Origin of the sequence: Methylobacterium sp. Leaf87 (assembly GCF_001422775.1) — a bacterium.
In the GTDB taxonomy this organism is placed as follows: Bacteria; Pseudomonadota; Alphaproteobacteria; order Rhizobiales; family Beijerinckiaceae; genus Methylobacterium.
In genome coordinates, this window is sequence record NZ_LMMI01000045.1 from 274181 (window position 1) to 299768 (window position 25588).

The window sequence follows — 25588 nt, forward strand, 5'->3', positions numbered from 1 at the left end:
CGCTGGACAACGCCGCGATCCGGGCAGACACTTTCGTCCAAGAACAGACGTCAACAGACGTCTCGCGCCCAAGAACAGACGTCTCGGGGAGGTGGTGATGAAGCTCGGATTTGGGCCGGCCGTGCTGTGGCTCATGCTCCTCGGACCGGCGTCGGCGGAGCCGCCGACCTTCCAGGTCGATCCGGCCTGGCCGAAGGCCCTGCCGAACAACTGGATCATGGGCCAAGCCTCCGGCGTCGCCGTGGATGCCGAGGACCGGATCTGGGTGGTGCAGCGGCCCCGCTCCCTCACGGACGACGAGAAGGCGGCGAGCCTCGACCCGCCGCGCACGAAGTGCTGCGTGCCGGCCCCGCCGGTATTGGTGTTCGATCAGGCCGGTATACTGATCCGGTCCTGGGGCGGCCCGGGGCAGGGCTACGACTGGCCGCAGAACGAGCACGGCATCCACATCGACCACAAGGGCTTCGTGTGGCTCGCGGGCAACGGCGATCAGGATGGGCTGATCCTGAAGTTCACGCCGGAGGGCAAGTTCGTCCTGCAGATCGGCAAACAGGGTCCGCAGACCAACAGCCTCGACACCACCCGGCTCGGCCGCCCGGCCGCCATGCAGGTGGACCCCGAGACCAACGAACTCTTCGTGGCCGACGGCTACTTCAACCACCGGGTCATCGTGTTCGATGCCGAGACCGGCGCGTTCAAGCGGATGTGGGGCGCCTACGGCAAGCCGCCCACCGACGAGGCCCTGCCGCCCTACGATCCGGCCGCCGCACCGGCCCAGCAATTCCGCAACCCCGTCCACTGCGTCCAGATCGCCCGCGACGGCCTCGTCTACATCTGCGACCGGGCCAACGACCGGGTCCAAGTGTTCCACAAGGACGGTCGCTTCGTGAAGGAGTTCTTCGTCGAGAAGAACACCCTGGCCAACGGCTCGGTCTGGGAACTCGCCCTGTGGCCCGATGCCGAGCAGACCTACCTCCTCAACGCCGACGGAGCCAACAACGAGGTCCGGACCCTGAAACGCGACACCGGCGAGGTGGTGGGCGCCTTCGGCCGCAACGGTCGCATGGCCGGCGACTTCCACTGGGTCCACAACCTCGCCATCGATTCCAAGGGCAACGTGTTCACCACGGAGGTGGACACCGGCAAGCGCGCCCAGAAATTCGTGTTCCGGGGCGACATGATCCTGCGCAAGCGCGCCCCGGCCCCGTGACTCGAACCTGGGCGTTCAGGCCGCCGCGTCCCAGGTTTCCGTGACGGCCCTGCCCGACACGAGCAGGCGCGCGCGGAGCACCACGTCGCCGGGCGGGCGGCTGGCGGGCGGGCGCCACTCGACATAGAGCCGCCAGCCCCCGGTCTGGGGCACGAACTCGACCACCGGGTCCACCAGGGTGCCGGCACTGGCCGAGACGTCGGCGGCGAGGGCGGCCGCCGGATCGCGGGGCAGGCCCGGCCCTTCGAAATCTACCACGTAGAGGCGCCGGCCCGGGCTCGGCGGCGTGGTCGGACGCAGGCGTTCGGCCGAGCCGACGCGGGTCGACACCACGCGGGCGAGGGTTCCCGGCACGACGCGCGCCGGCTCCGCGCCCACCGTCGCCAGGGTGTAGCGCAGGGCAAGGGGGCGTCCCGCCGCGACGGGGGCGGCCGGCACGAACGCCGCCACGATGTTGTCCATGTACTCCTCGCGCGATGGGATCTCGAAGAGCTGCACCGCACCGGCGCCGAACCCCGCCTCCGGGGTCACCCACAGGCCCGGCCGGTATTCATGACGGGCCTGGACGTCGAGATAGGCGGCAAAATTCCGCTCGCGCTGAAGCAGACCGAACCCGTCGAGGGGATCGACGGCGAAGGCGGAGACCTGCGGATCGCGCCGCCCGTTCACCAGGGGCCGCCACAGCCGGTCGCCCCGGGTGACGACGGCGAGGCCGTCGGAATCGTGGACCTGGGGGCGGAAATCGTCGAAGGGCTCGGCGCCCTGCGCACCCGGCCCGTTCTGCCCGTGGAGGAACATGCTGGTGAGCGGCGCCAGCCCGAGGCGGTCGATGGCGGTTCGCGGGTGGAGCGAGGCTTCGACCCGCAGGGTCGAGGGATCGCCCGGTGCGACGACGAAGCGGTAGGCGCCCGTCAGGCTCGGGGATTCGAGGAGCGCCAGTACTTCGAGGGTGCGGGCGTCGTCCTTCGGTTCGCAGATCCAGAACGCGGTGAAGTCCGGAAATTCCTCGGCGCCCGGGCCGCCCGTGCGGATGGCCGCCCCCCGCGCCGACAGGCCGTATTCCTGGCCCTTGCCGCGCAGGCGGAAATACGAAGCTCCGAGGAAGACGAGGAATTCCTCCTGGATCGCCGGTCGGGCCTCGTCGAAGGCGTAGTGGAGGCGAAAACCCGCAAAGCCGAGGTCGGCCGGGAAGGTCTGGCCCTGCAACGCGGGGCCGAGGTCGAACAGCTCCGGGCCGTACGCGATGGGCTTCGGCGGCCCCTCGGCCGGCTGGAGGTAGAGATCCACGCGCTTGGACTGCAGGAAGCCGCGGTGGAACAGCTGCGCCGAGAAGTGGGTGCCCAGGCGCGGGCTCGCCGCGGGGCGGAACGTGATCCCCCGGTAGCCATCGTAGGTCAGGGTCTTGAGGGTGGGTGGCAGGTCGTCGGCGTGCGGCCGGTACGGGCTGGCGGCGAGCGCCTTCGCCCGCTCGGAAAGCTCCGCGAAGGTCATGGCCGTGGTCCGGTCGGAAAGCGGATCAGCCATCGTTCGGGCACCATTCAGATCGGTGATACTAGGCAGGAGCATGCCCGTGGCCGCGCCGAGCGTCTGCAGGGCTTGCCGCCGCGAGACGGGGCCGGTCGGCCCGTTCCCGTCCCCACCGTTGCCATCGCCCATCGTGTGCCTGTCCCCGTGATCGGGCATCGCTTGGCTCCCCTCGTACGAGAGTCCCGCGCCCCATGTCCCAGCGGTTGTCGCACGACGCTCAGGTTGCCGAAATCCCAGGCGGTGAAATCCCCGGCGGACCGGCTTCGGAGCACTCCCTCCTCGCACGCCGGCTGATGCTGGCCGGGCCCACCCTGGCGACGGCCGCCCTCATCGCGACCCTGGCGGGGATCGCCTACGGCCCGCCCACCGGCTGGCTCGCCGGCTCCGTCCTCGTCCTGTTCTGCCTGGTGATGGCCTGGCAGTCGTTCGTGGCCTGGCAATACGTCTACGGCCTCGTCGCGGACGCCCTCGGCGACCGGGCGAAGTCGGACCTCGAGATCCGCTCCCTGACCGTGCCGGCGATCGCTTCGGGCCGGAGCCGGACGGCCGCCGTGGTGGCCATCCACGCGGAGGACGCCGTCGCGGTGTTCGCGGCCCTCCGGGTCATGGCCCGCTCGCTCCAGCGCGAGGGCGGCGACGGGTCCGACATGGACCTGTTCGTCCTGTCCGACACCCGCGACGGCGCCATCGCGGCGGTGGAGGAGCACGAATTTTCCCGCATCACCGCCTGGGCGGCCCAGAACGGTCCCGGCCTGCCGCACCTGCGCTACCGCCGCCGCCACGACAATGCCGGGCGGAAAGCCGGCAACATCGCCGAGTTCTGCCGGACCTACGGGGCCGAGTACGACTTCATGATCGTGCTCGACGCCGACAGCCTGATGACCGGCGCGGCCATGCGCCGCCTCGCCCGTCTGATGGAGGAGAGCCCCCGCGTCGGCCTGATCCAGACCGTGAGCTACGCCACCGGCCGCGACACCCTGTTCGCCCGCGTCCAGCAATTCGCCGTGCGTCTCTACGCCCCCCTGTCGATCCGCTGCCTGGAAACGTGGCAGGGGCCCGATGGCAGCTACTGGGGGCACAACGCGATTCTGAGGGTCGAGGCCTTCGCCAACAACGCCGAACTCCCCGTCCTGCCCGGTAAGGCGCCGCTGGGCGGCGAGATCCTGTGCCACGACATCGTCGAGGGCGCGCTCCTGCGTCGGGCCGGCTGGGAGGTGCGCTTGCTGCCCGAGATGGGCGGCACCTGGGAGGAGATGCCGACGAACCTCGTCGATCTGCTCGGCCGCGAGCGCCGCTGGTGCCAGGGCAACATGCAGCACCTGCGCGTCGTGCCCATGCCGGGCCTGCGCCCCGCCAGCCGCTGGCACCTCGCCGTCGGCATCCTCTCCTACATGGCCTGCCCGCTCTGGGTGGCGTTCCTGGCGCTCGGCACCGTCCAGGCCGCGACCACCGGCGATCTCGGTCTCCTCGGCTACGGTCTCACCGGCACGGGGGCGGCCGCCCATGGGCTCGCGGCCCTCGTCGTCCTCGTTCTCGCCCTGCCGAAAGCCCTGAGCCTCGGCCACGTCCTCGTCTCGGCGGAGCGCCGGGCGGCCTTCGGCGGCACCGCGTCGCTCCTGAAGAGCGCGGCGCTGGAACAGGTGATCTGGGTGCTGCTCTGGCCGGTGATGACCCTGTTCGCGGCGGGCGCCGTCGCCACCACCTTCGTCGGGCGCGTGGTGCGCTGGGACGTGCAGGTCCGTGACGATCGCCGGGTGCCGTGGGCGGAGGCCTGCCGGCTGCAGGTCGACACCCTGGTGGCCGGTGGCCTCCTCGCCGGCGTGCTCGCCTATGCCGCCGACCCGTGGCTCGCCCTGTGGATGGCGCCCGTGGCCCTCGGCCTCCTGTCGAGCCCGGCCCAGAGCGTGCTGACCAGCCGGGCCGATCTCGGCCGGCGGGCGCAGGACCTGGACCTGTTCCTCACCGTCGACGACACGCGGCGCGCGCCCGATCTCGCCGCCCTGGCCCAATCGCGCGGCGGCACCGAGGTCCGGGCGGAACGGCCGAACCTCGCCGAGGTCGCGGACCTCCGGGCCAGCGAGGCCCCGGTGTCCTGAGCGAGCGTCAGCGCGCCGGCTTGCCGAGGACTTCGATGGGGTCGGTGCGCTGGCTCGGGGCCGGCTCCTTCGTGACGCTGTCGCCGCCCTGCTTGCCGTCGGACTTCAGCCCCGTGCCGCTGGCGAGTTCGAGACAGGTGACCATTTCCACGTAGGACGGAAACCCTCCGGCATCGAACTGCTTCTCGCACTGGCGCTTGGCCGCCGGCGTGAACTCGCCCCAGCGGCGCTTGACCTCGTCACGGGCCGAACGCTCCGAGCGCAGGCAACCGTCCTTGCTGGCGTTGTCGTTGACGTTGGCCGAGGCGGCGGAGCGGCAGGTCTTCTCGATATCGAGGTTCGGCGGACCGTCCGCCGCCGAAACGGGCGCCCCCGCGAGCAGCAGGACCGCGAGGCCGGCAGTGAGGCCGGCAAGCAGGGATCGGGCGTTCGTCATCGCGGGTCTCTCCGGGGGAACTCTCAGCCGACAACGCGAAGCTTCGGCATTGGCCCCGTACGTCCGCGAGGAAAATCACTGCCTGTCCGGGGTGTCGTCCCCCCGCAGGGCCGCGTCGAGATCCCCGAAAAGGTCGTCGACGGCCTCGATACCAACGGATAGGCGCAGGAGATCGGGCGGGCAGGGCGAGCCCGGCCCCTCGACGGAGGCCCGGTGCTCGATGAGGCTCTCGACGCCCCCGAGGGAGGTCGCGCGCTTCCACAGGCGGACCCGGGCGGCGGCGGCGATGGCGGCCTGTTCGCCGGCCGCGATCCGGATCGACAGCATGAAGCCGAAGCCGCCGTCCATCTGGCGCGCGGCGACCGCATGTCCGGGATCGTCGGGCAGGCCCGGATACAGCACGGCGCTCACCGCCGGATGGCCCTCGAGGCGGCGGGCGAGTTCCGCGGCCGAGGCCGATTGGGCGGCGGCCCGGAGGTGCAGGGTGCGTAGGGACCGCATGAGCAGGTAGGCCTCGAACGGTCCGAGGATGGCACCGCCCCCGGCGCGGATCGTCCCGAGTCGCGACCAGAACGCGTCCGCCTCGGCGCCGGCGAGCACGCCCGCGACCACGTCCGAATGCCCGTTGAGGATCTTCGTGGCCGAATGCATCACGATGTCGGCCCCGAGCGTGAGGGGCCGCGTGTGGATCGGCGAGGCGGCGGTGGAATCCACGGCGAGCCGTGCCCCCGCGGCATGGGCGAGGCGGGCGGCGGCGGCGATGTCGGTCACCGTCCAGAGCGGATTGCCCGGCGTCTCGATCCAGACGAGCTTCGTCGTGCCCGGCCGCAGGGCGGCCCGCAGGGCATCGAGATCGTCCATGGGGACGAAGTCGATGGCGATGTGCCGGCGCGGCATCTCCTCGCGCAGCCAGCGCTTGAGGGCCCAGTACATCACCAGGGGGGCGACGACGTGGTCGCCGGGCTCCAGGGCGGTGAACACGGCCGTGGCCGCCGCCATGCCGGAGCCGAACAGCATGGCCCCGGCTCGCGCCTCCTCCAGCATGGCGATGACGGCCTCGGCCTCGCGCACGGTGGCGTTGTCGGGCCGCGCGTAGGAGAAGCCCGACGCATAGCCGTTGTCCGGATCGCGCAGGAAGGTGGTCGAGACGTGGAGCGGCGCCACCACGGCCCGGGTCACCGGTTCGATTCGCCCCATGGCCTGGGCCGCGAGGCTGCGGGCCTGGAAGGGGTGGGGCGTGGTTTCGTCCGGCATGGCTCCGGTCCTGTCGTTCGCGGGTCTGGGGGAAGGTGGAGGTCTCCAGGACGCGTTCCTGGCGACGGCACCGGCCCCATGGCACGGACCCCATGGCACAGACCTGTCGTATGGTCCGAGTCCGGGGCCGGCTTCATGAAACCATGGCCCCTCGAACAGCGTTCCGACGCCAGCCTCCGAAGACCGTGTCGCCCCCCGGTAGCCGTGTCGGCCGCTCCGAGACTTGTCGCCCAGAGACACTGAAACCAGGACCCCGAGACGGATGACCGCTACCCTGCATGTGCCCGGCCAGCCGGCCCTGCCCCGCTATCCCCGTCTGGCGGCGGCGATCCTGCCCGTGGTCCTCACGGGCTTGGTCGGGTCGCTCTCGACGGGCTCCAACATCGAGGGCTGGTACGCGAATCTCGCCAAACCGTCCTTCAACCCGCCGAACTGGGCGTTCCCCGTCGCGTGGACGATCCTCTACGGACTCATCGCCTTCTCGGCGTGGCGGCTCCTGGGCGCCAAGCCGCGCACGGGGCCGACCCGGGAGGGCTGGCGGCTGGCGGTGATCGCCTTCGCGGTCCAGCTTGCGCTCAATGCCGCGTGGACCCCGACCTTCTTCGCCGCTCACGCCATCGGCACGGGCGTGGTGGTTTCGGGGGCGATGTTCGTGATGATCCTCTGGACCATCCGCCTGTCGTGGCGCTTCGACCGTGCCGCCGCCGGAGTGCTCGTGCCCTACGCGGCCTGGGTCGGCTTCGCGACGGTTCTGAACTTCGCGCTCTGGCGGCTGAACTGAGCCCTACTCGGCGGCTTCCACGAACACGGTGCCGGCGCGCGGCAGGTCGAGGGTGTCCCATGTCTCCATGAGCGCCGCCGTCAGCTTGGCGATCTTGGCGTCGTCGTGGAACGGCGAGGGGGTGATGCGCAGGCGCTCGGTGCCGCGCGGCACGGTCGGGTAGTTGATCGGCTGGATGTAGATGGCGTGATGCTCCAGCAGATGGTCGGCCGCCGCCTTGCACAGCTCGGCATCGCCGACCATCACCGGCACGATATGGGTCTGCGTGTGCAGCACCGGCAGGCCGGCGGCCTCGAGGGCGATCTTGGTGCGATTGGCCTGGCGCTGGTGCGCCTCGCGCTCGACGTTCGAGCGCTTGAGATAGCGGACCGAGGCGCGAGCTGCGGCGGCGATGGCCGGCGGCAGGGCGGTGGTGAAGATGAAGCCCGGCGCGTGGCTGCGCACGGCGTCGCACAGGACGGTGGACCCGGTGATGTAGCCGCCGACGCAGCCATAGCCCTTGGCCAGGGTCCCCTCGATGACGTCGACGCGGTGCATCACCCCGTCGCGCTCGGAGATGCCGCCGCCGCGCGGGCCGTAGAGCCCGACGGCGTGCACCTCGTCGAGGTAGGTCATGGCGCCGTAGCGCTCGGCGAGGTCGCAGATGGCTCCAATGTCGGAGACGTCGCCGTCCATGGAATAGACGCTCTCGAAGGCGATCAGCTTCGGGCGATCGCCCGCCGCGATGAGGAGCTCTTCGAGGTGGGCGAGATCGTTGTGGCGGAAGATGCGCTTCTCGCAGCCCGAATGGCGCACGCCCTCGATCATCGAATTGTGGTTGAACGCGTCCGACAGGATCAGGCAGTTCGGCAGCAGCTTGGCGATGGTCGAGATGCCGGCCTGGTTCGAGACGTAGCCCGAGGTGAAGACGAGGCCCGCCTCCTTGCCGTGCAGGTCGGCGAGTTCGCGCTCGAGGTCCACCAGGGGGGAATTGTTGCCGGCGATGTTGCGGGTGCCGCCGGCGCCCACGCCGCAGCGCGCCGCCGTCTGGGTCATGGCGCCGACCACGTCGGGGTGCTGGCCCATGCCGAGGTAGTCGTTCGAACACCACACGGTGATCTCGGAGGTGCCGCCGTCGGGCTTGCGCCAATGCGCCGTGGGGAAGCGTCCGGCGATGCGCTCAATATCGGCGAAGACGCGATAGCGGCGCTCGGTGTGGAGGTGGTCGAGGGCGGTGCGGAAGTAGGCGTCGTAATCGGCTTGGGTCCGACCCGGACGGGTCTTCTGGATCTTGCGGCTCTCGTTGATCTCGCTCGTCGCGGGCATCCGGTTCACGGGCATCCGTCCTTCACGCTTGGGCTGATTGGCCGGCGGTGGGATCGCGGCCTCTGGCGGGGTCGTTTCCGCGCGGACCCTCTTGCCAGACGAGGTCTTCGCGATTGATTTTAGCAAAGTGTCGTCGCCGCCTGTTCGGGAGACAGCGAACGCTCCGCGTCGTGGCTGGCTTCCCCAGCGCGGACGGCACGATACAAGCGAACTTGGAATTGGTTCAAGTCGACAACCGCAGCCCTGGTCTGCAGCTTGACGGTGCCGTCAGGTGAGGCCGCCTGATAGGCGCCGTCGTCGTGGCGATGCGTCGCGTGGGAGCCGCTCCGTCCGGGTTTCGCGGTAGGACGCCGATGCGACGATCGAAAAATCGGCTTCCCATCGAAGCCGCGAGCGGATTGAAGCGTTGGCGTGCCACCCCGAGGCCGCTTGGAGAACCATGACCGATCAGACGGACAGGCGGGCCGAGCGCCTCAAGGCGGCCCTGCGGGAGAATCTCCGACGCCGCAAGGCGCAGGTGCGCGGTCGCTCCGAGGCGCCGGACGGCAGGTTTCGGGACGGGACCGGACCCACGCCCCCGGATCCTCCCGATCCGTCCGATGCGAATTCGCCGGTCGCCAGTCCGCCGGATGGCGATCCGCCGCAACCCTCCGAGGGCGATCCGGCCTGAGCTGGGCCGCAATCCCTTTTCCGACAAAACTCGCGTATACGCCGGCTCAACGACATGGAAGGCGGGCCGCGGGCTCTCCGCGAGACCGGTCCGAACGTCCCCCGGGGGCGGGACCAGAGCGTAAGGTTGGACAGCAATGGACCGCATCACCATCATCGGCGGCAGGCCGCTCAACGGCGTGATCCCGATCTCGGGTGCCAAGAACGCCGCGCTGCCCCTGATGATCGCCAGCCTGATGACCGGCGAGACCCTGGAGCTCGGCAACGTGCCGCGGCTCGCCGACATCAACGCGCTCCTGCGCATCCTCGGCAACCACGGCGTCGACCACATGGTGGTGGGCAAGCGTCCCGGCCAGACCACCGAGACCGGCCAGACCATCCGGCTCACCGCCTCGAACGTCATCGACACCACGGCGCCCTACGAACTCGTCTCGACCATGCGGGCGAGCTTCTGGGTGATCGCGCCCCTGCTGGCGCGCTTCGGCGAGGCCCGCGTCTCCATGCCGGGCGGCTGCGCCATCGGCACGCGCCCCGTCGACCTGCTGCTGATGGCGCTCGAGCGCCTCGGCGCCACCGTCGAGGTCGACGGCGGCTACGTGGTGGCGAAGGCCAAGAACGGTCTTCGCGGGGGTGAGATCCACTTCCCCAAGGTCACGGTCGGCGGCACCCACGTGGCGCTGATGGCGGCGGCGCTCGCCAACGGCTCCACCCTCATCGAGAACGCCGCACGCGAGCCCGAGGTCGTCGATCTCGCGGCCTGCCTCACCAAGATGGGGGCCCGGATCGAGGGCGCCGGTACGCCGCGCATCACCATCGAGGGTGTCTCGCGCCTGCACGGCGCCCGCCACGACGTGCTGCCCGACCGGATCGAGACCGGGACCTACGCCATGGCGGTGGCGATGACCGGCGGCGACGTCACCCTGGAGAACACCCGGGCCGACCTGCTGCACTCGGCCCTCGACGTGCTGTCGACCACGGGCGCCGAGATCACGGTAGGCACCGACACCATCCGCATCCGCCGCAACGGCGGCGGCATCGCGGCCGTCGATGTCACCACCGATCCGTTCCCGGGCTTTCCCACAGACCTGCAGGCGCAGTTCATGGCCCTGATGACCCTGGCCAAGGGCCAATCCAACATCCGTGAGACCATCTTCGAGAACCGCTTCATGCACGTGCAGGAGCTTGCACGCCTCGGCGCCAGGATCCGCCTCGAAGGCGATCTCGCCATCGTGGAGGGCGTCGAGCGTCTCAAGGGAGCGCCCGTCATGGCGACGGATCTGCGCGCCTCGGTGTCGCTGGTCATCGCCGGGCTCGCGGCCGAGGGTGAGACCAGCATCAACCGGGTCTACCATCTCGATCGCGGCTTCGAGGCCCTGGAGGCCAAGCTCGCGCGCTGCGGCGCCGAGATCACCCGCGTCCGCTCGTAGGTGAGGCGCGCCGGCCCCGACGGGCCGGCGCGGAATGATCAGCCGCCGACGGCGCCGCGCTTGAAACCGAAGCCGGGAATCTCGCAGCCGCAGGGGGCGTTGTAGGGCGCGGGCCGCGTGCCGCAATTGCCGCGCGCGGTGACGCAGATGCTGCCGCCGCGTCCGCCGCGGGGACGTCCGTCGAAGCGATCGTCGTAGCGGTCACGGCGGCGCTCGTAGCGGTCCTCGTCGTAGCGGCGCTCGAAACGCCGGGGACGGTCGTCGTCGTAGCCGCCGCCGTAATACTGAGCCTTGGCCTCGAACGCGCCGAGGCCGGTACCGAGGGTCGCGGCCGTCGCGATCGCCAGGAGAATGCGCTTCACCGAACTGTCCTTTCCGTCATCCCCGTCGCCCGAGCCGACGTGTTCGCCCATGGGTCGCGGGGGCCGAGCTTGTAGGGTCTCGGGGACGAGCCTTAGACCGATGCGGATGAACGACGGCTGAGACCTCTCGTTCCACGCCGTCCCGCGCCCCGTCGTACGAACGCCCGCGCGCCCATGGTTGCCGTGGGCCGACGGCCTCGCTACCTACGGGACGCAAGAGTTGCCATGTTCCGGGATCGGCCCGGTTCAACCCGAAGAGCGCGACACCCCGCCATGGAGCTTCTGAAGCTCGCCGCCCTCGATGCCGACGACCTCGCGGTGATCTCGGCTCACCTGCAGGACGCGATCCTGCGGGCCGAGGATTTGGCCTATCTCACCGACACCCATCGTTTCGTGCTGGTGGCCCGGCGGTTCGACTGGTCGACGGAGGAGGGGACAGCGCCGCGTCGACGCCTGACGGGCGTGCATTTCGAGCGGGTGCTCGGCGTGCGCAGCCGCGGCATCGTACCGGGCGCGTCGTCCGACACCCCCCTCGAACTCCTGGCCGTCACCTTCACGCCGGGCGAGGCTCCGTCCGGCACCGCCACCCTGATCTTCGCCGGCAATGCCGCGATCCAGCTCGACCTCGAATGCATCGAGGTGCGCATGAAGGATCTCGGACCCGTCTGGGAGGTCGATGGCCGACCCGATCACGAGGCCGTCGCCGCCGCCCGCGCCGCCGTCGAGGGACGCAACGCATGATCCGCCTCCATTCCGGCGCCGCCGATTTCGCGGACAGCTTCGCCCGCCTGCTCACGGTGAAGCGCGAGATCTCGGAGGATGTCGACGAGACCGTTCGGGGCATCATCGCGGGCGTGGTCGCGGGCGGCGACGCGGCCCTCGTCGACTATACCCGCCGCTTCGACCGCGTCGGCGAGGCGTTCACCACCGCGACCCTGCGGGTGACGGCCGATGAGATCCGGGCCGCCATCGCCGCGTGTCCGGCCGACGCCCTGGAAGCCCTGCGCTTCGCCGCCACCCGCATCGAAGCCTTCCATGCAGGCCAGGTGCCGGGCGACCACATGGGCACGGACGCCCTCGGGGTCACCAGCGGCTGGCGCTGGACCGGCCTCGAATCCGTCGGCCTCTACGTACCCGGCGGGACGGCGAGCTATCCCTCCTCGGTGCTGATGAACGCGATTCCGGCCCGCGTCGCCGGGGTGCCGCGCGTCGTCATGGTGGTGCCGATGCCGGAGGGGGCGATGAACCCCCTCGTGCTCGCCGCCGCCGATCTCGCCGGCGTCCACGAGGTCTACCGTGTCGGCGGTGCCCAGGCCGTGGCGGCCCTGGCCTACGGAACCGAGACCATCGCGCCCGTGGCCAAGATCGTCGGGCCGGGCAATGCCTGGGTCGCGGCGGCCAAGCGCCGGGTGTTCGGGCAGGTCGGCATCGACATGATCGCCGGCCCGTCCGAGGTGCTGATCCTCGCCGATTCCCACGCCAATCCGGACTGGGTCGCGGCCGACCTTCTCGCTCAGGCCGAGCACGACGAGGCCGCCCAATCGATCCTCATCACCGATTCGGCCGAGCTTGCCGACGCCGTCGAGCAGGCCGTCGAGCGCGCCCTGGTCACCCTGCCGCGTGAGAAGATCGCCCGGGCGAGCTGGCGTGATTACGGCGCCATCGTCGTGGTGCGGAACTTCGACGAGGCGGTGCCCCTGGTCGACCGCCTCGCGCCCGAGCACCTTGAGATCGAGACGGACGATGCCGAGGCCTTGGCCGCGAAGGTGCGCAACGCCGGGGCGATCTTCCTCGGCTCGCACACGCCGGAGGCCATCGGCGACTATGTCGGCGGCCCCAATCACGTCCTGCCGACGGCGCGCTCGGCGCGGTTTTCGTCCGGGCTCGGCGTCCTCGACTTCATGAAGCGCACGACGATCCTGCGCTGCGACCCCGAGAGCCTGCGGGCGCTCGGACCCTCGGCCATCGCCCTCGGACGGTCGGAGGGTCTCGAAGGCCACGCCCGCTCGGTGGCCATCCGCCTGAACCTGTGAGGCGATGATGCCCGGCGCGGCCAAATCCACGGAGCCGAAATCTCCCAACCGCCTCGTGGCGGTGACCCTCGACGAGGAGTCCATCGGCCGGGGCAACCCCGACCAGGAGCACGAGCGCGCCATCGCGATCTTCGACATCCTCGAAGAGAACAGCTTCGCGATTCCGGGGCGCGAGGGGCCGTTCGCCCTCACCCTGGGGCTGGTCGAGAGCAAGCTCGCCTTCGCGATCCGCCACGAATCCGGCGATCCGGTGATGACGCACCTCCTGTCGCTGACCCCGTTCCGGCGGGTGATCCGCGATTACGAGATGATCTGCGAGAGCTACTACAACGCCATCAAGACGGCCTCGCCGACCCAGATCGAGGCCATCGACATGGGGCGGCGCGGCCTGCACAACGAAGCCTCGGACCTGTTGAAGCAGCGCCTCGAAGGCAAGGTCGACCTCGACCACCAGACCGCGCGGCGCCTGTTCACCCTGGTCTTTGCCTTGCATTGGAAGGCCTGAGCGGCGCTCTCCCGAACGTGACGTCCATCGCGCGGCAGCCGCACCCCGAAGGCTTCGTGCGTCCACCAAGACCTCGTCCACCAAGATATCGTTCACTAAGACCTGGAGCCGTCGACTCCAGCGCCCGGAGACAGTGACCGGATGGCGGACGAGGCCGGCCCGAAGAAGCGTGTCCAATCCGCCCTGTTCATGTGCAACTTCAACGCCGTGCGCTCGCTGGCGGCGGAGGCCATCGCGCGCCACTACTTCGGCAAGTCGATCTACGTGCAGTCGGCCGGGGTCCGCTCGGGCGAGCCCGCCGATCCGTTCATGGTGGCCGCGCTGGACGAGATCGGCATCGATGCGACGCGCCACAAGCCGCGGACGCTCGCCGAACTCGAGGAGTGGGAGGGGCTGAACTTCGACCTCATCGTTACCCTGGCGCCCGAGGCCCACCACGCCGCCCTGGAGCTCACCCGCACCAACGCCGTGGAGGTGGAGTACTGGCCGACGCCCGACCCGACGAACTTTCACGAAGGCTCCCGCGACCAGCGCCTCGACGGCTATCGCGACGTGCGCGACGGCCTGATCTACCGCATCAAGTCGCGGCTGAAGGGATGAGTCGTCGGATCGAGGTCACGGGTCCGTAGCTCTTCTCCAGGATGCGGGCGACGGCGTCGCGCAGCGGCTCCACCGCCACCGCCATGTGGAAGCCGTTGGCGTGGATGAGCCGGGTGGCATCGAGCATCAGCCCGACATGGCCGCGCCAGAACACGAGGTCGCCGCGCGCGAGCCCGTCGAGGCCGGGGGGGAGGGCTGCACCGAGACCGCCCTCCTGCTGGTCGGCGTCGCGGGGCGCCGCGATCCCGGCGAGGTCGAGGCAGAGCTGGACGAGGCCCGAGCAATCGAGGCCGAGGCTGGTGCGGCCACCCCAGAGGTAGGGGGTTCCGACGAGACGTTCGGCGGTGGCGGCGAAATCCGTGTCCGTCCGATCAAGGGCGGCGCAATGGCCGGCGAAGACATGGTCGCCCGTGGCGAGGCGGAGATACCCGCCCGCTTCGCCCACCACCGACAGGCGGGCGCCGAGGGTGAGGTATCCGGTGGCGGGGAGCTTCAGGTCGGGGCCGGGATACAGGAAGGTCCGCAGGGCCGTGACCCGATGCGTCGGCGCGGGATCGACCGGCCCGAGGGCGGCCTCCGCCAGGTAGCCGACATAGCCGTCGTGTCCGAGTCGGACCCAGGCGAAGCCTTCCTCGGCCTCGTAGAGGGTCACCGCGTCGCCCATCACCGCCTCGGTGTCGACGGCGGCATCGAACCGGGGCGCACGCCGCAGGGGGGCCGACGGCACCACCACCCGGCGGGCCTCGCCCACGACGTATTGGGCCGCCGCGATCCTGCCGCGCAGGCGGATGTCGGCTAGATCGGGTCGGGCCGGGATGAGGCGCGGGTCGGAGAGATCGGCAAGGTCGTCGAGCATGACCACTTATCCGTCGCGCCGTTGGTGGCCGCAACGGTGCGTCATTTCGACACGTCTCGAAAGGCGGTTTGCGGCCGGCGCATCCTTTGCGTGGAAACCGAAGCGTCCGGCTCCGTGAACTCAATTCCCCAGCGATGTCCGCGACGCAACCGCCGAACGCGATTTTGTGCACTGCACATAGCCTGTCCGCGGCGTATGGTGATGGAATGCCGAGCGCGAGTCCTGCCGTGAAGAAGACCCCGAAATCCTTCAAGGACCTGCCGCCGATCCGCGTGCGCCGGGAGCCACCGACGATTCCGGAGGCGGTGGCCGCCGCGCAGGATCTCGCCGACGAGGTCGAGCATCAGGTCGAGATCGCCGCCGGCCTGATCGGCCTGCCTGCCGACGAGATCCGCCCGCATGTCCTGGCCGCCGCGAAGGCCAAGCCCGAACGGATGCCCGAACGCATCCTGACGGCCGGCAGCCCGAACCGTGCGCCGCGTACGGTGATCGTCGAGCGCCGCACCCGTCCGCCCGTCATCGTCGAGCGGCGCGGGCGTCCGCCCTTGAGCCGGTAGGTTCGGACCGCCCCGGTCGCTCGGGGCGATCGGTCCTCGACCACCAGTCGAGCGTCTCGACTACCAGTCGAGCGTCTTGCCAGTGTAGTCGACGTAGACGCAGCCGGTCTGGCCGAGGCGGCCCTCGATGACGTCGGACATGCCGGTGACGCTGGTGGCGACGTCGATGTCCGCGTCCGCCCCGCCCATCTCGGTGCGGACCCAGCCCGGATGCATCAGCATCACGCCGAAGCCGGCGTCGCGGTGGCGGACCTCGAAGCTGCGGGCCAGCGTGTTCAGCGCCGCCTTGCTCGCCCGGTAATTCTCCCAGCCGCCCGATTCGTTGAGGCCGACGCTGCCGAGGACCGAACTCATGAAGGCGACGAGGCCCTTCGGCGCGAGCCGGTCGAGGAAGGCTTCGGCGAAGCGGATCGGGCTCACCGCATTGGTGAGGTAGACCTGGGCCGCCACGTCGCGCGGAACGGCGTGGAGCGGTTCATGCGCCTGCGTCGCGACGCCGGCGACCACGAAGATCAGGTCGTAGCGTTCGCCCGACAGGGTTTCGCGGAGGGACGCGACGGCGCCATCGTCGTCGATATCGGCGGTCTCGATGCGCAATGCGTCGGACGACAGGGCTGCGAGCCCCGGCGCAGTCGAGCGCTGGGTGGCGGTGACCCGCCAGCCGCGCTGCAGGAACGTCTCGACGAGGCCGAGACCGAGGCCGCGCGAGGCCCCGACGATGAGTGCGTTCTTCTGGTCTGCCATGGTGTTCGATCCTCACGGTCCGGGATCGTGGCCAGGGCGGAGCCTGGTCGCGCGTGGACCCGATGCGTCTGAGGTCGGTCGCGGATCATCCCGCGGCAATGCGCCGGAACGCCCTGGAGGTGCGCGGGCGCACGCGGGATTGGGCCATCAATCGGCGGTCTGTACCGACCATGTGGCGTGGGTGACGAGGGGCATGCGTTCGAGGGCCGTCGTTACGGCGTCGAGTTCGGCCGCCGCCACCGCCGTGGCGACGAGGGTCGCCACCACCTCGACGGTGTCCTCGCCGCGCTCCACCACTTCAATCCCGCCGACGGGGTAGTTCGCCGCCTCGAGGCGTTCGACGAGAAGGTCTCGCGCGGGGCCGACGGACTCCGCCTGCACGGTCACTTGGACCTCGTAGGTCGCCTCCGTCTGGCTCTCATCGATCGGCGCCCGGTTGATCGCGTTGACCAGGGGGCGCAGCAAGGTGTTGCCGGCGAGCACGGCCGCCGTGACGAAGGCGGCTTCCAGGGGGAAGTCCGCGCCCGCGAAGGCGCCGACGGCGGCCGAGCACCACAGGGTCGCTGCCGTGTTGAGGCCACGCACGTTCATGCCCTCCTTCATGATCACGCCGGCGCCCAGGAAGCCGACACCGGAGATCACGTAGGCCACCGTGCGGGTGCCGCCGGCCGCCCCCTCCAGGCGCATGCCGAGATCGACGAAGGCGGCCGCCCCCACGGCCACGAGGACGTTGGTGCGCAGGCCCGCCGTGCGCTGCCGATACTGCCGCTCGGCTCCGATGAGGGTGCCGAGTGCGAAGGCGACAATGAGGCTGACGGCGGAATTGACGAATTCGGGGAGCGGCGAGGACAGGAGCATGCCGTGTCATCGCGATCCCGCGTGACGGAACCGTGACGGATCCGCCTATGCCGCCAGGAAGGCGCGCAGTGCGTCGCGTGTGCCCTCGGGGTTCTCCTCCGCGAGGAAGTGCCCCGATATGAGATCGACGCCCGTCGCGTTGGGCGCGAAGGTGCGCTGCCAGGCGGTGAGGGGCGCCTCGGCGCTGCGGTCGAGATATCCGTCGCCGGTCAGGATCAGGGTCGGGCAGGGGATCGTGCGCTGGGCGGCGAGATCGGCCAGATCCGCCTCGCGGTCGCGGGTCGCCCCGGCCCGGTAATCCTCGCACATCGCATGGATGCGCTCGGGCACGGCCCAGCCCTGCCGGTAGAGGGCGAGGGCGGCGGGCGCGAAGGCATCGAGCGACTTGGCATTGCTCCAGTCGCGCAGCAGGCCCTCGAAATAGCCGTCGGGATTGCGTCCGATCTCGTTCTCCGGCTCGGGCGCCGGACGGGCGAGATCCTTCCAATGCGCGGACCCGCTCGACGCTTCGATACGCTCCCACTGCACCAGGGTCGGCAGGATATCGAGCAGCGCGAGGCGGGCGACCCGGCCGGGCTCGTCCAGGGCCAAACGGTAGCCGATGCGCGCGCCGCGATCGTGACCGACGAGCGCGAAATGCACGTGCCCGAGATGCTCCATCACGGCCACGACGTCCCGGGCGAGCGTACGCTTGGCATAGGTTTCATGCCGGGCATCGCCCTCGGGGGCGGCCGACCAGCCGTACCCCTTCAGGTCGAGGCAGATCACCCGGTGGGTCTCGGCCAGCGCCGGTGCGATCCGGTGCCAGCAGGCATGGGTCTGGGGAAAGCCGTGCAGCAGCAGGACGGGCGGTGCGTCCTCCGGCCCGCCGATCCGGGCAAAGAAGCGCCCGGCGGGGATGTCGATCCAGGGGGCGGAGAAACCGGGGAAGAGGTCCGTGGTCACGGGGCGCGGGCTCCGACGATGGAGAGCCGGATGTAGGGCCGCCCCCGGCGGCCGACCACGCGCCGTCGGGCAATTTGCCCGACATCGACCGTGCGGCCATCGGGCCGCGCCCGCGGGATTGACGCTGGGGCCCCGCACCGGCACACCCGGACGACGTGGGTCGCTTAAGAACCCGCACCAAAAATCGTCGAGGAGACGCGCATGGTACGGCTGACCGTCCTTGCCCCGAAGGCTGTTTTCGCCCGCGCGGAGTCGTGCGCATGAGCGGTGCCGTGCTGGCCGAGCGTCCGGCCGCGCCGCCACTCGATCAAGCCCTGCATGCGCGGGTCCTCGCCCTGCGCGACGGCCTGCTGCATGGGCTCATCGGCGCCGACATCATGGTGGAGCGTCTGCTCATCGGCCTGCTCACCGGCGGACACCTCCTCATCGAGGGTGCGCCGGGCCTGGCCAAGACCCGCGCGGTCAAGCGCCTGTCGGACGGCCTCGACGGCAGCTTCGCCCGGATCCAGTGCACGCCCGACCTCATGCCGGCCGATCTCACCGGCACCACCGTATGGCGTCAGGATGCCGGCGATTTCGAGTTCCTGCCCGGCCCCCTGTTCCACTCCCTCGTCCTCGTCGACGAGGTGAACCGCGCCCCGCCCAAGGTTCAGTCGGCCCTGCTGGAGGCCATGGCCGAGGGCCAGATCACCGTCTCGGGCCACACCCACGGCCTGCCCGACCCGTTCATGGTGGTGGCGACCCAGAACCCCATCGAGCATGCCGGCACCTTCCCCCTGCCGGAGGCCCAGCTCGACCGCTTCCTCCTCCACGTGGTGGTGGAGATGCCCGACGAGGCCGCCGAGCGCCGCATCCTCGACCTCGTCGAGGGCGAGCTGAACCACCACGCCGAGGCGATGCCGGTGAAACTCTCGGTTGCCGAGATCCGGGCCGCGCGGGAGGCGGCGCTGGCCGTCTACGTCGCGCCCGCCCTGAAGGACTACCTCGTGCGCCTGGTGGCCGGCACCCGCACGGATTCGGCCGCGCCGGATCTGCGCGCCTCCATCGAGCACCCGGCCTCGCCGCGCGGGACCCTGGCCCTCATGCTCGCCGGCAAGGCGCGCGCCTACCTGCGTGGACGCGACCACGTCGTCCCCGAGGACATCGCGGATCTGGCCGCCGACGCCCTGGCCCACCGCATCGGCCTCACTTGGCGGGCGGCGGCCGAGGGCAGGACCGCGCGCGGCATCATCCGCGACCTCGTCCAGCGGGTGCGGGCGCTCTGAGCCCCGCCATGGCCTCCCCGTCCGTCGCCGATCCGACGCAGGCGCCCGGCATCCACCTCTCGGGCGAGGCCCTCATGGGGCTGCGCCACCTCGCCCGGCGCGGCACCTCGCCGGCGACGCGCACCCTGGCGGGCCTGCCCGGCGGCATCGTCACCCGGCGGCGCGGGCGCGGCTCCGAGCCCGACGACGTGCGCCTGTGGTCCGAGGGCGACGACCGCCGCCACATCGACCGCAACGCCACCGCCCGCACGGGCATCCTGCATGTCCGCACCCACCACGACGAGCGCGACCGCGCCGTAGTGCTGCTCGTGGATTTCAGACCCTCCATGCTGTTCGGCACCCGCCGGGCCCTGCGCTCGGTGGCCGCCGCCGAAGCCCTCGTGCTCCTCGGCTGGCGGGTGGCCGGCGATGGCGGCCGGGTCGGCCTCGTGGCGGTGGGCGCGGACGAACCCGTGGTGGTGCGCCCCGCCGGGGGCGAGCGTGCCATGACGGCCGTCACGGGAGCGCTGGCCATGGCCCATGCCCAGGCCCTGGCGGACGCCGCGACCCAGGACCCGCCCCTGTCGCGCGCCCTGACCCTGGCCCAGAGCCTGCTGCCCTCCGGTGGACACCTCGTCCTCGGCACCGCCCTCGACAATCCGGGCGCGGATTTCGAGCACCTCCTCACGGTGATGGCCGAGCGCCTGTCGATCCGTCTGGTGCTCGTCAGCGACGCCTTCGAGCGGGCCCGCCCCCCGGGCTTCTACCCCTTCGCCACCCAAGACGGCCGGCGCGGCACGGTGCAGGCGAGCCGGGCGGACCGCCTGCCCGGCGACGCCGATGCCCGCCTCGTCGAGTATGCCCGCCGCGGCATCGAGGGCCTGCGCCTCGATGTCGAGGCCGGACCGGAGGCCTACGCTCCCCTCATGGAACGGCTCGATGCGGTGCTGTGAAACCCGCACCGGCGGACGGTGCCCATGAATCCCGCAAACGCCCCCGCCGACATCCCCGCCAGCCTGGACCAGCTGCGCGGGCTGCACCTGCCCGCAGAGACCGCCGGCGCGGCGCAGGGGCCGGTGGTGCTCGCCATCGCGCTGGGCTTCACGGCGGCCCTCCTCGTCGGCCTCGTCCGGTACCTGAGGGCGCGGCAGGCCAACACCGTGCGCCGGGCCGCCGCGCGCGAACTCGCCGCCGCCAACGCCCTGCCGCCGGGGCCGCGCCGGGTCGCCCAGGCACGACTCCTGCGCCGTCTCGCCCGCACCCTGCGGGGCGACGCCGCGGCCTCGACGCAGGGGAGCGATTGGGCCGCCACCCTCGACGGCCTGTTCGCCACGGACTTCTTCACCAAGGGCGCCGGCCGGACCTTCGCCGACGGCCTTTACCGCCGCGAGGCGTCCGAGCCCGGCGCCATCGACGCCGAGCTCGTCCGGCTGATGCAGCGGATCGGGGCCTGACATGCCGAACTGGCTCACCGCGCTAGCCTCGGCGTTCGACCTCGCGAGCCCCTACGCCCTGCTGCTCCTGCCCCTGCCGCTGCTGGCGGCGCGCCTGATGCCGGCCGAGCGGGTCGGCTCGAGCGGGGCCCTGCGCGTGCCCGCCACCCTCGTCGCCGCGGCGGCCCGGGGCGACAGCGTCGCCGCGCGCGGGCGGGGCCGCGCCGTGCTGGTCTGGACCCTGTGGGTGGCCCTCGTCGCCGCGCTGGCGGGTCCCCGCCTCGTCCTGCCCGCCACGGCGCTGCCGGCCTCGGGCCGTGAGATCATGCTGGTGATGGACCTGTCCGGCAGCATGGAGCGGCGCGACTTCGCCCTCGACGGCCAGACCGTGAACCGGCTGGCGGCGGTCAAGCGCGTCGGCACCGACTTCATCCGCCGTCGGGCCGGCGACCGCATCGGCCTCGTGATCTTCGCCAACGAATCCTACGTCGCTGCGAGCCCGAGCTTCGACACCGCCACCGTCGCCCGGGCACTGGACGAGGCGACCATCGGCCTCGTCGGCCGCTCCACCGGCATCGGCGATGGCCTCGGCCTCGCCCTGAAGCGCCTGACCCCACCATCCTCGGCCGAGACCGGCGAGGCTGGGCCGCCCGTGACCGCCAAGGTGGTGATCCTGATGACGGACGGGGCCAACAATGCCGGCCAGACCACGCCGCGCGACGTCGCGGGCCTCGCCAAGGAACTCGGAGTCCGGGTCCACACCATCGCGCTCGGCCCCCGCGACCTCTCCAACGCCGACGGCGAGCAGGACGTGGTCGACACCGAGACCCTACGGGAGATCGCCGAACTCACCGGCGGCCGGATGTTCCGGGTGAAGACCACCGAGGACCTCGTCGGCATGGCGGACGCCATCGACGAGATCGAGGGCGGACGCGCCAAGGCGCCGCCCGTGCCCCTGCGAAAGGACCTGTGGCCCTGGCCCGCCGCCGTGGCGTTCCTGTGCGCAGCCGGCCTTCTGGCGGCGAGGCGGGTCGCGTGAGTGTCCTCGATGCCCTGGCGATCTTGCGGCCCTGGTGGCTCGTGGCGATCCCCCTGGTGGCGATCCTGGCCCTTCGCGCGGCCTGGCGCTCGGCGCCGCTGGGTGACTGGGCCAAGGCCGTCGATCCCGGCCTGATGGCGCTGCTCGCCCGGCGCGGCGCCGTTCTCGGCGGGCGCCGGCAGGCGAACCTCGCCGCGGCGCTGACCGCCGGTCTAATTGCCTTCGCCCTCACGGGACCCGCCGTGGAACGGCCCGACGCTACCACCTTCCGCAACCTCGACGCCACCGTGGTGGTGGTCGATCTCTCGCGCTCCGTCGCCGAGGGAGGCCGCCTCAAGGACGTGCGCCAGATCGCCGAGGGCGTCGCTCAGGCGGCCGGCACCCGCAGCGTCGCCGTGGTGGTCTATGCCGGGGACGCCTATCTGGCGATCCCGCCCACCACCGATCGCGACGCCCTCGCCTCCACCCTGTTCGCGCTCGACGGCGACACGGTGCCCGACCGGGGCACCCACCCCGAACGCGGCCTCGCCCTGGCGCGCCGGACTCTTTCGGAGGCCGGCGTCATCGCGGGCGACGTGGTGCTTGTGACGGATGGCGACGGGATCGGCGAGGCCGCCGCCCGCGAGGCCGCGGCGATCCGGGCCAAGGGCTGGGCCTTGAGCGGCGTGTTCGTGCCCGCCGGTCCGAGCCTGCCGGCCGGGTCGCCGAAACCGGACCGCGCGGCGCTGGAGCGCCTCGTCGCCGCGGGCGGCGGACGCCTCGCCGACCTCGACGCACCGGGGCCCGTCCTCGATACCGTCGGGGCGAGTACGGCCCAGCACCTCGCCGCCGGCGGCTACACCGTCCTGGCCTTCGCCGATCTCGGCCGTTGGCTGATCCTGCTGGCGCTCCTGCCGGCGCTGGCCCTGTTCCGCCGGAGCGCCTGATGCCACTTGCGTTTCCGTTTCCCCGCCCGCGCCGCTGGACCACCTGGGCGCGCTTGGCCGGCCTTGGCCTTGCAGGAGTGGGCATTCTCGGCCTCGCCGGGGTGTCGCAGCCGCGCACGGGCCTCGGGCGCACGCTCATGGGCCTCGGCCTGCCCGGTGCCGCCGCCGCCATCCTCGACGATCCGGCGTGGCGCGGCCCGGCGCTCTACCAAGCCGGGCGCTACGACGAAGCCGCGGCCCTGTTCCGCGCGGCCGGGCGGCGCGGGTCCTACAACCTCGGCAACGCCCTGGCGAAGGCCGGCGATCTGCAGGGGGCACTCGACGCCTACGACGCGGCGCTCACCTACAACCCGCGCGATGCGGACGCCCAGGCCAACCGCTCCCTCATCGCCCGCCTCGTCGACGAAGGGGCGGGCGATCCCGGCAAGGGCGGCGGGGTCGCCAACGCGACCGCGACCACGGGCGCGCGCTACAACAAGACCTCGAACCAGGACCCCAACGACGACACTCAGGCGACCTCCAGCGGCGAGGGCCTGGCCGGCAACAAGGAGGGTGGCACCACCTCCTCGACGCCGGGCAACAGCAAGGTGGCGCGGCGCGGCAAGGCCGAGCAGGTCTCGGTGGATTCCGGCAAGGGCGAAGCGCGGGGCTCGGCCAGCGACGCCGCCGGGCGCGGGCGCACGGGCGCCGGTTCGGCCATGGTCGCCGCCGCGCCCGAGCGGGAAGCGCGCCGGGTGACGAAGAGCTTCGAAGCCCACGAGATCCGGCCCGACCGCCTCTGGCTCCAGACCCTGCCGGACGATCCCGGCCGCTATCTCAAGCTGCGCCTCAAGGCCGAGCAGGCCGTGCGCGTCGAGGCCGGCACGGCCGTGCCGGGGGGGAGCAACCCATGGTGAGCTTTGGCCGTCGGCCTCGGTCGTTGAACCTGACCGGTTCTGGCGGAGGAGCCACACCCTGTCCCTCTCCTTCCAGGAGAGGGGACCCGCGCTGCGATCGGCAGCCGTCTGCGGGGATTGGCATCACATCCCTTGCGATGTTGATTTTGATCATGCTCTTCGCGAACGCCCCCGCTCGCGCCGAGATCGACCCCGGCGACCTCACCCTTACGGTGACCCCGGAGCGCAACGGCAACGCCGATCCGTTCTCCCGCGAGATGGTGCTGTTGCGCATCCGTGGGGTCTATCGCCAGCCGATCCTGCTGGAGGAGGTGATCCAGCCGTCGCTGGCGAATTTCAGCTGGACCCAACTCGGCCGCGATACGTGGTCGAAGACGCGCCTGCCCGACGGGCAGGTCGCCATCGCGTTCGACCGGGTGGTGGCGATCTTCCCGCACCATGCGGGCGACTTCACCATCGAGCCGTTCCTCCACCGGCTGACGGTCAACGACGGCGGCGTCCGGAAAGTGGTCGACGTGCCCTCGCCCCCGGTGCAGCTCTCCGTCGCGAACTGGACGAAGCCCGTCGGCGGGCCCGACGCCAAGGAGCCATGGTGGCTTCCGGCCCGCGAGGTCACCATCACGGATTCGTGGAGCCCGGACCCGGAGACGGTGAAGATCGGCGAGAGCACCCGGCGCATCGTCACCCTGGAGGCGCAGGGCATGGTCGCCGAAGGCCTGCCGCCCCGGCCGGTCATGCGCACGCGCGGCATCCTCACCTTCGCCGGACCTGTGACCCGCGAGACCATCATCACCCCCACCGGGCCCATCGCCCGGGCGACCTACCAGTGGGACGTGCGCCCCGCCATCGCGGAGGTGATCCCGTTGGACGCCATCATCATCCCGTGGTTCGACACCGTGTCCCGCACCCTGCGGGAGGCCGAGATTCCGGCCCGGCAGATCGGCGGCGGCCTGCCCGACCGGGAGGAGGACGCCAAGCCGATCACGCCGGCCTCGCCCCTCGTCGTGGTCGGGGCGGCCCTGGCCGCGTTCGGGCTCGGTCTGGCGCTCGTCGGGTTCGGGGCGCCCACGCGGTCGCGCCAGCGCCTCGATCGCGCGACCCGACGGGCCCTCGTCCTGGCCGCCGCCGCCGGTGACGCGACCGCCTTCCGGGCCCGCCTCGCACCCGTCCTCCAGGGCGCGCCGGATCTCGCGCGGGCCTGGCGGGCGGACCCCGCCATCGCCGCCGGCCTCGATGCCCTCGACGGCACCCTCTACGGGCGCGGTTCGGTCACCGCCCCCGACCTGACGGATCTCGCGCGTCGCCTCGGTCGGCCGGTCCGAGCCGCCGCTCCGACCGGAACCGATCGCGGACGTCTGGCCGACCTCGACGGGCGGGCCTGAGGGCCGGCATGGTTAACCACCGGTTTACGTCCCTCTGCCAACCCTGACGCGCGGGGAGTGGGTGGATGCGGCGCAGGGTGACGGCGACGGGGCGGTCTTGGCGCCCGGGGGGGCTGATCGCCCTCGGCCTTCTAGTCGGCTGGCCGGCCCGTGCGGCGGACTTCCTCGACGCCGGGCGCCCCACCGAAGGGTATGAAGCGCTCGACGGTGTCGCGCCGTTGCCGCGTTTTTTCCCCCGGGCCGAAGGCGACGATTCGGTGGTGCGCCGGGCCCCCGTCCCACGCCGTCGCGTGGCTGGGTGCATCCCGCGCCGCGCACCCGTGCCCACCGACCGGCCCGGTGACCCGAGCTATGTCGGTTCCGCCTATGGCCTCGGCAAACCGAGCTATTACGGTTTCACGCCGCCGCTGGGCGTCGACGATCCCTACGGCCGCCCCCTGCTGCCCTACTGTCCCTAACGACTGGCGCGGATGCGGGCGGGCGTTTAGGTCTGCGGCCAGACC

27 protein-coding genes are annotated in these 25588 nt (G+C 71.4%); 18 read left to right on the forward strand and 9 right to left on the reverse strand.

The window, feature by feature from the left end:
* Positions 1-97: 97 nt before the first annotated feature.
* Positions 98-1210, forward strand: coding sequence for a hypothetical protein (locus ASF22_RS17930; protein WP_056266804.1), 1113 nt, complete (start codon positions 98-100; stop codon positions 1208-1210).
* Positions 1211-1225: 15 nt separating this feature from the next.
* On the opposite strand, the gene ASF22_RS17935 is transcribed toward ASF22_RS17930, so the two are convergent.
* Entirely contained in the window at positions 1226-2701 is a 1476-nt protein-coding gene (locus tag ASF22_RS17935; RefSeq protein ID WP_056267113.1) for a glucan biosynthesis protein, read from the reverse strand.
* Positions 2702-2928: 227 nt separating this feature from the next.
* Between ASF22_RS17935 and mdoH the strand changes: the two genes are divergently transcribed.
* Complete coding sequence (gene mdoH, locus ASF22_RS17940; protein WP_082483803.1) at positions 2929-4833, forward strand: glucans biosynthesis glucosyltransferase MdoH; 1905 nt, start codon at positions 2929-2931, stop codon at positions 4831-4833.
* 7 nt (positions 4834-4840) lie between these two features.
* Here mdoH and ASF22_RS17945 read toward each other — a convergent pair whose 3' ends face one another.
* Together ASF22_RS17945 and ASF22_RS17950 are read right to left on the reverse strand one after the other, a co-directional pair.
* Complete coding sequence (locus ASF22_RS17945; protein WP_056266807.1) at positions 4841-5269, reverse strand: hypothetical protein; 429 nt, start codon at positions 5267-5269, stop codon at positions 4841-4843.
* Positions 5270-5344: 75 nt separating this feature from the next.
* The gene (locus ASF22_RS17950) at positions 5345-6523 is read right to left on the reverse strand and encodes an aminotransferase class V-fold PLP-dependent enzyme (RefSeq protein WP_056266808.1); all 1179 of its coding nucleotides are present in this window, start codon (positions 6521-6523) and stop codon (positions 5345-5347) included.
* 262 nt (positions 6524-6785) lie between these two features.
* On the opposite strand from ASF22_RS17950, the gene ASF22_RS17955 reads away from it, so the two are divergent.
* Positions 6786-7304 carry a TspO/MBR family protein gene (locus tag ASF22_RS17955; RefSeq protein WP_056266811.1) on the forward strand — a complete coding sequence of 173 codons (519 nt, stop codon included), beginning with the start codon at positions 6786-6788 and terminating at the stop codon, positions 7302-7304.
* 3 nt (positions 7305-7307) lie between these two features.
* Here the strand turns inward: ASF22_RS17955 and hemA are convergent, their stop codons facing one another.
* A complete protein-coding gene (gene hemA / locus ASF22_RS17960; RefSeq protein ID WP_056266814.1) occupies positions 7308-8624 on the reverse strand; it encodes a 5-aminolevulinate synthase in 1317 nt (438 codons plus the stop codon).
* 424 nt (positions 8625-9048) lie between these two features.
* Here hemA and ASF22_RS17965 point away from each other — a divergent pair, with 424 nt between their 5' ends.
* Together ASF22_RS17965 and murA are read left to right on the forward strand one after the other, a co-directional pair.
* Positions 9049-9279, forward strand: a complete 231-nt coding sequence (locus ASF22_RS17965) for a hypothetical protein (protein ID WP_056266817.1) — start codon at positions 9049-9051, stop codon at positions 9277-9279.
* A 136-nt stretch (positions 9280-9415) separates the two neighbouring features.
* The gene (murA, locus tag ASF22_RS17970; protein WP_056172677.1) at positions 9416-10705 is read left to right on the forward strand and encodes a UDP-N-acetylglucosamine 1-carboxyvinyltransferase; all 1290 of its coding nucleotides are present in this window, start codon (positions 9416-9418) and stop codon (positions 10703-10705) included.
* A gap of 38 nt (positions 10706-10743) precedes the next feature.
* Here murA and ASF22_RS17975 read toward each other — a convergent pair whose 3' ends face one another.
* Positions 10744-11058 carry a hypothetical protein gene (locus tag ASF22_RS17975; protein WP_056267120.1) on the reverse strand — a complete coding sequence of 105 codons (315 nt, stop codon included), beginning with the start codon at positions 11056-11058 and terminating at the stop codon, positions 10744-10746.
* Positions 11059-11340: 282 nt separating this feature from the next.
* On the opposite strand from ASF22_RS17975, the gene ASF22_RS17980 reads away from it, so the two are divergent.
* The 4 genes from ASF22_RS17980 (at position 11341) to ASF22_RS17995 (ending at position 14205) form a co-directional block, all read left to right on the forward strand.
* Complete coding sequence (locus ASF22_RS17980) at positions 11341-11808, forward strand: DUF2948 family protein (protein ID WP_056172680.1); 468 nt, start codon at positions 11341-11343, stop codon at positions 11806-11808.
* Positions 11805-13100 carry a histidinol dehydrogenase gene (hisD, locus tag ASF22_RS17985; RefSeq protein WP_056172684.1) on the forward strand — a complete coding sequence of 432 codons (1296 nt, stop codon included), beginning with the start codon at positions 11805-11807 and terminating at the stop codon, positions 13098-13100. Before ASF22_RS17980 ends, hisD begins: the two co-directional genes overlap by 4 nt.
* Positions 13101-13104: 4 nt before the next feature.
* Positions 13105-13605 (forward strand): UPF0262 family protein, encoded by a 501-nt coding sequence (locus ASF22_RS17990; protein WP_244474333.1) that lies wholly within the window; start codon positions 13105-13107, stop codon positions 13603-13605.
* Positions 13606-13746: 141 nt separating this feature from the next.
* Positions 13747-14205 (forward strand): low molecular weight phosphatase family protein, encoded by a 459-nt coding sequence (locus tag ASF22_RS17995; RefSeq protein WP_056172687.1) that lies wholly within the window; start codon positions 13747-13749, stop codon positions 14203-14205.
* On the opposite strand, the gene ASF22_RS18000 is transcribed toward ASF22_RS17995, so the two are convergent.
* Positions 14183-15061 (reverse strand): NlpC/P60 family protein, encoded by an 879-nt coding sequence (locus ASF22_RS18000; RefSeq protein WP_056172690.1) that lies wholly within the window; start codon positions 15059-15061, stop codon positions 14183-14185. The two genes, ASF22_RS17995 and ASF22_RS18000, sit on opposite strands and share 23 nt — an antisense overlap.
* Positions 15062-15288: 227 nt before the next feature.
* Between ASF22_RS18000 and ASF22_RS18005 the strand changes: the two genes are divergently transcribed.
* Positions 15289-15618 carry a hypothetical protein gene (locus ASF22_RS18005; RefSeq protein WP_244473084.1) on the forward strand — a complete coding sequence of 110 codons (330 nt, stop codon included), beginning with the start codon at positions 15289-15291 and terminating at the stop codon, positions 15616-15618.
* Between the two features lie 60 nt (positions 15619-15678).
* Here ASF22_RS18005 and ASF22_RS18010 read toward each other — a convergent pair whose 3' ends face one another.
* The 3 genes from ASF22_RS18010 to ASF22_RS18020 all read right to left on the reverse strand — a co-directional run bounded on the left by ASF22_RS18010 (position 15679) and on the right by ASF22_RS18020 (position 18165).
* Positions 15679-16362: an SDR family oxidoreductase gene (locus ASF22_RS18010; protein WP_056266819.1), complete on the reverse strand. Its 684-nt coding sequence runs from the start codon at positions 16360-16362 to the stop codon at positions 15679-15681.
* 147 nt (positions 16363-16509) lie between these two features.
* On the reverse strand, positions 16510-17220 hold the full coding sequence (locus tag ASF22_RS18015) for an MgtC/SapB family protein (RefSeq protein WP_056172698.1): 711 nt from the start codon (positions 17218-17220) through the stop codon (positions 16510-16512).
* 45 nt (positions 17221-17265) lie between these two features.
* On the reverse strand, positions 17266-18165 hold the full coding sequence (locus ASF22_RS18020; protein ID WP_056266822.1) for an alpha/beta hydrolase: 900 nt from the start codon (positions 18163-18165) through the stop codon (positions 17266-17268).
* A 260-nt stretch (positions 18166-18425) separates the two neighbouring features.
* Here ASF22_RS18020 and ASF22_RS18025 point away from each other — a divergent pair, with 260 nt between their 5' ends.
* From ASF22_RS18025 to ASF22_RS18060, 8 genes are all read left to right on the forward strand, one after another.
* The gene (locus tag ASF22_RS18025) at positions 18426-19430 is read left to right on the forward strand and encodes an AAA family ATPase (RefSeq protein ID WP_056266825.1); all 1005 of its coding nucleotides are present in this window, start codon (positions 18426-18428) and stop codon (positions 19428-19430) included.
* Positions 19431-19438: 8 nt separating this feature from the next.
* A complete protein-coding gene (locus ASF22_RS18030) occupies positions 19439-20362 on the forward strand; it encodes a DUF58 domain-containing protein (protein WP_056266827.1) in 924 nt (307 codons plus the stop codon).
* Between the two features lie 24 nt (positions 20363-20386).
* Complete coding sequence (locus tag ASF22_RS18035) at positions 20387-20863, forward strand: DUF4381 family protein (protein WP_056172710.1); 477 nt, start codon at positions 20387-20389, stop codon at positions 20861-20863.
* Position 20864: 1 nt separating this feature from the next.
* Complete coding sequence (locus ASF22_RS18040; RefSeq protein WP_056266829.1) at positions 20865-21881, forward strand: VWA domain-containing protein; 1017 nt, start codon at positions 20865-20867, stop codon at positions 21879-21881.
* Positions 21878-22807: a vWA domain-containing protein gene (locus ASF22_RS18045; protein WP_056267123.1), complete on the forward strand. Its 930-nt coding sequence runs from the start codon at positions 21878-21880 to the stop codon at positions 22805-22807. Before ASF22_RS18040 ends, ASF22_RS18045 begins: the two co-directional genes overlap by 4 nt.
* Complete coding sequence (locus ASF22_RS18050; RefSeq protein ID WP_056266832.1) at positions 22807-23703, forward strand: tetratricopeptide repeat protein; 897 nt, start codon at positions 22807-22809, stop codon at positions 23701-23703. The genes ASF22_RS18045 and ASF22_RS18050 overlap by 1 nt, the downstream gene beginning before the upstream one ends.
* A gap of 152 nt (positions 23704-23855) precedes the next feature.
* The gene (locus ASF22_RS18055; protein ID WP_244473807.1) at positions 23856-25085 is read left to right on the forward strand and encodes a hypothetical protein; all 1230 of its coding nucleotides are present in this window, start codon (positions 23856-23858) and stop codon (positions 25083-25085) included.
* 65 nt (positions 25086-25150) lie between these two features.
* Positions 25151-25543, forward strand: coding sequence for a hypothetical protein (locus ASF22_RS18060; RefSeq protein ID WP_056266834.1), 393 nt, complete (start codon positions 25151-25153; stop codon positions 25541-25543).
* Positions 25544-25588 lie beyond the last annotated feature (45 nt).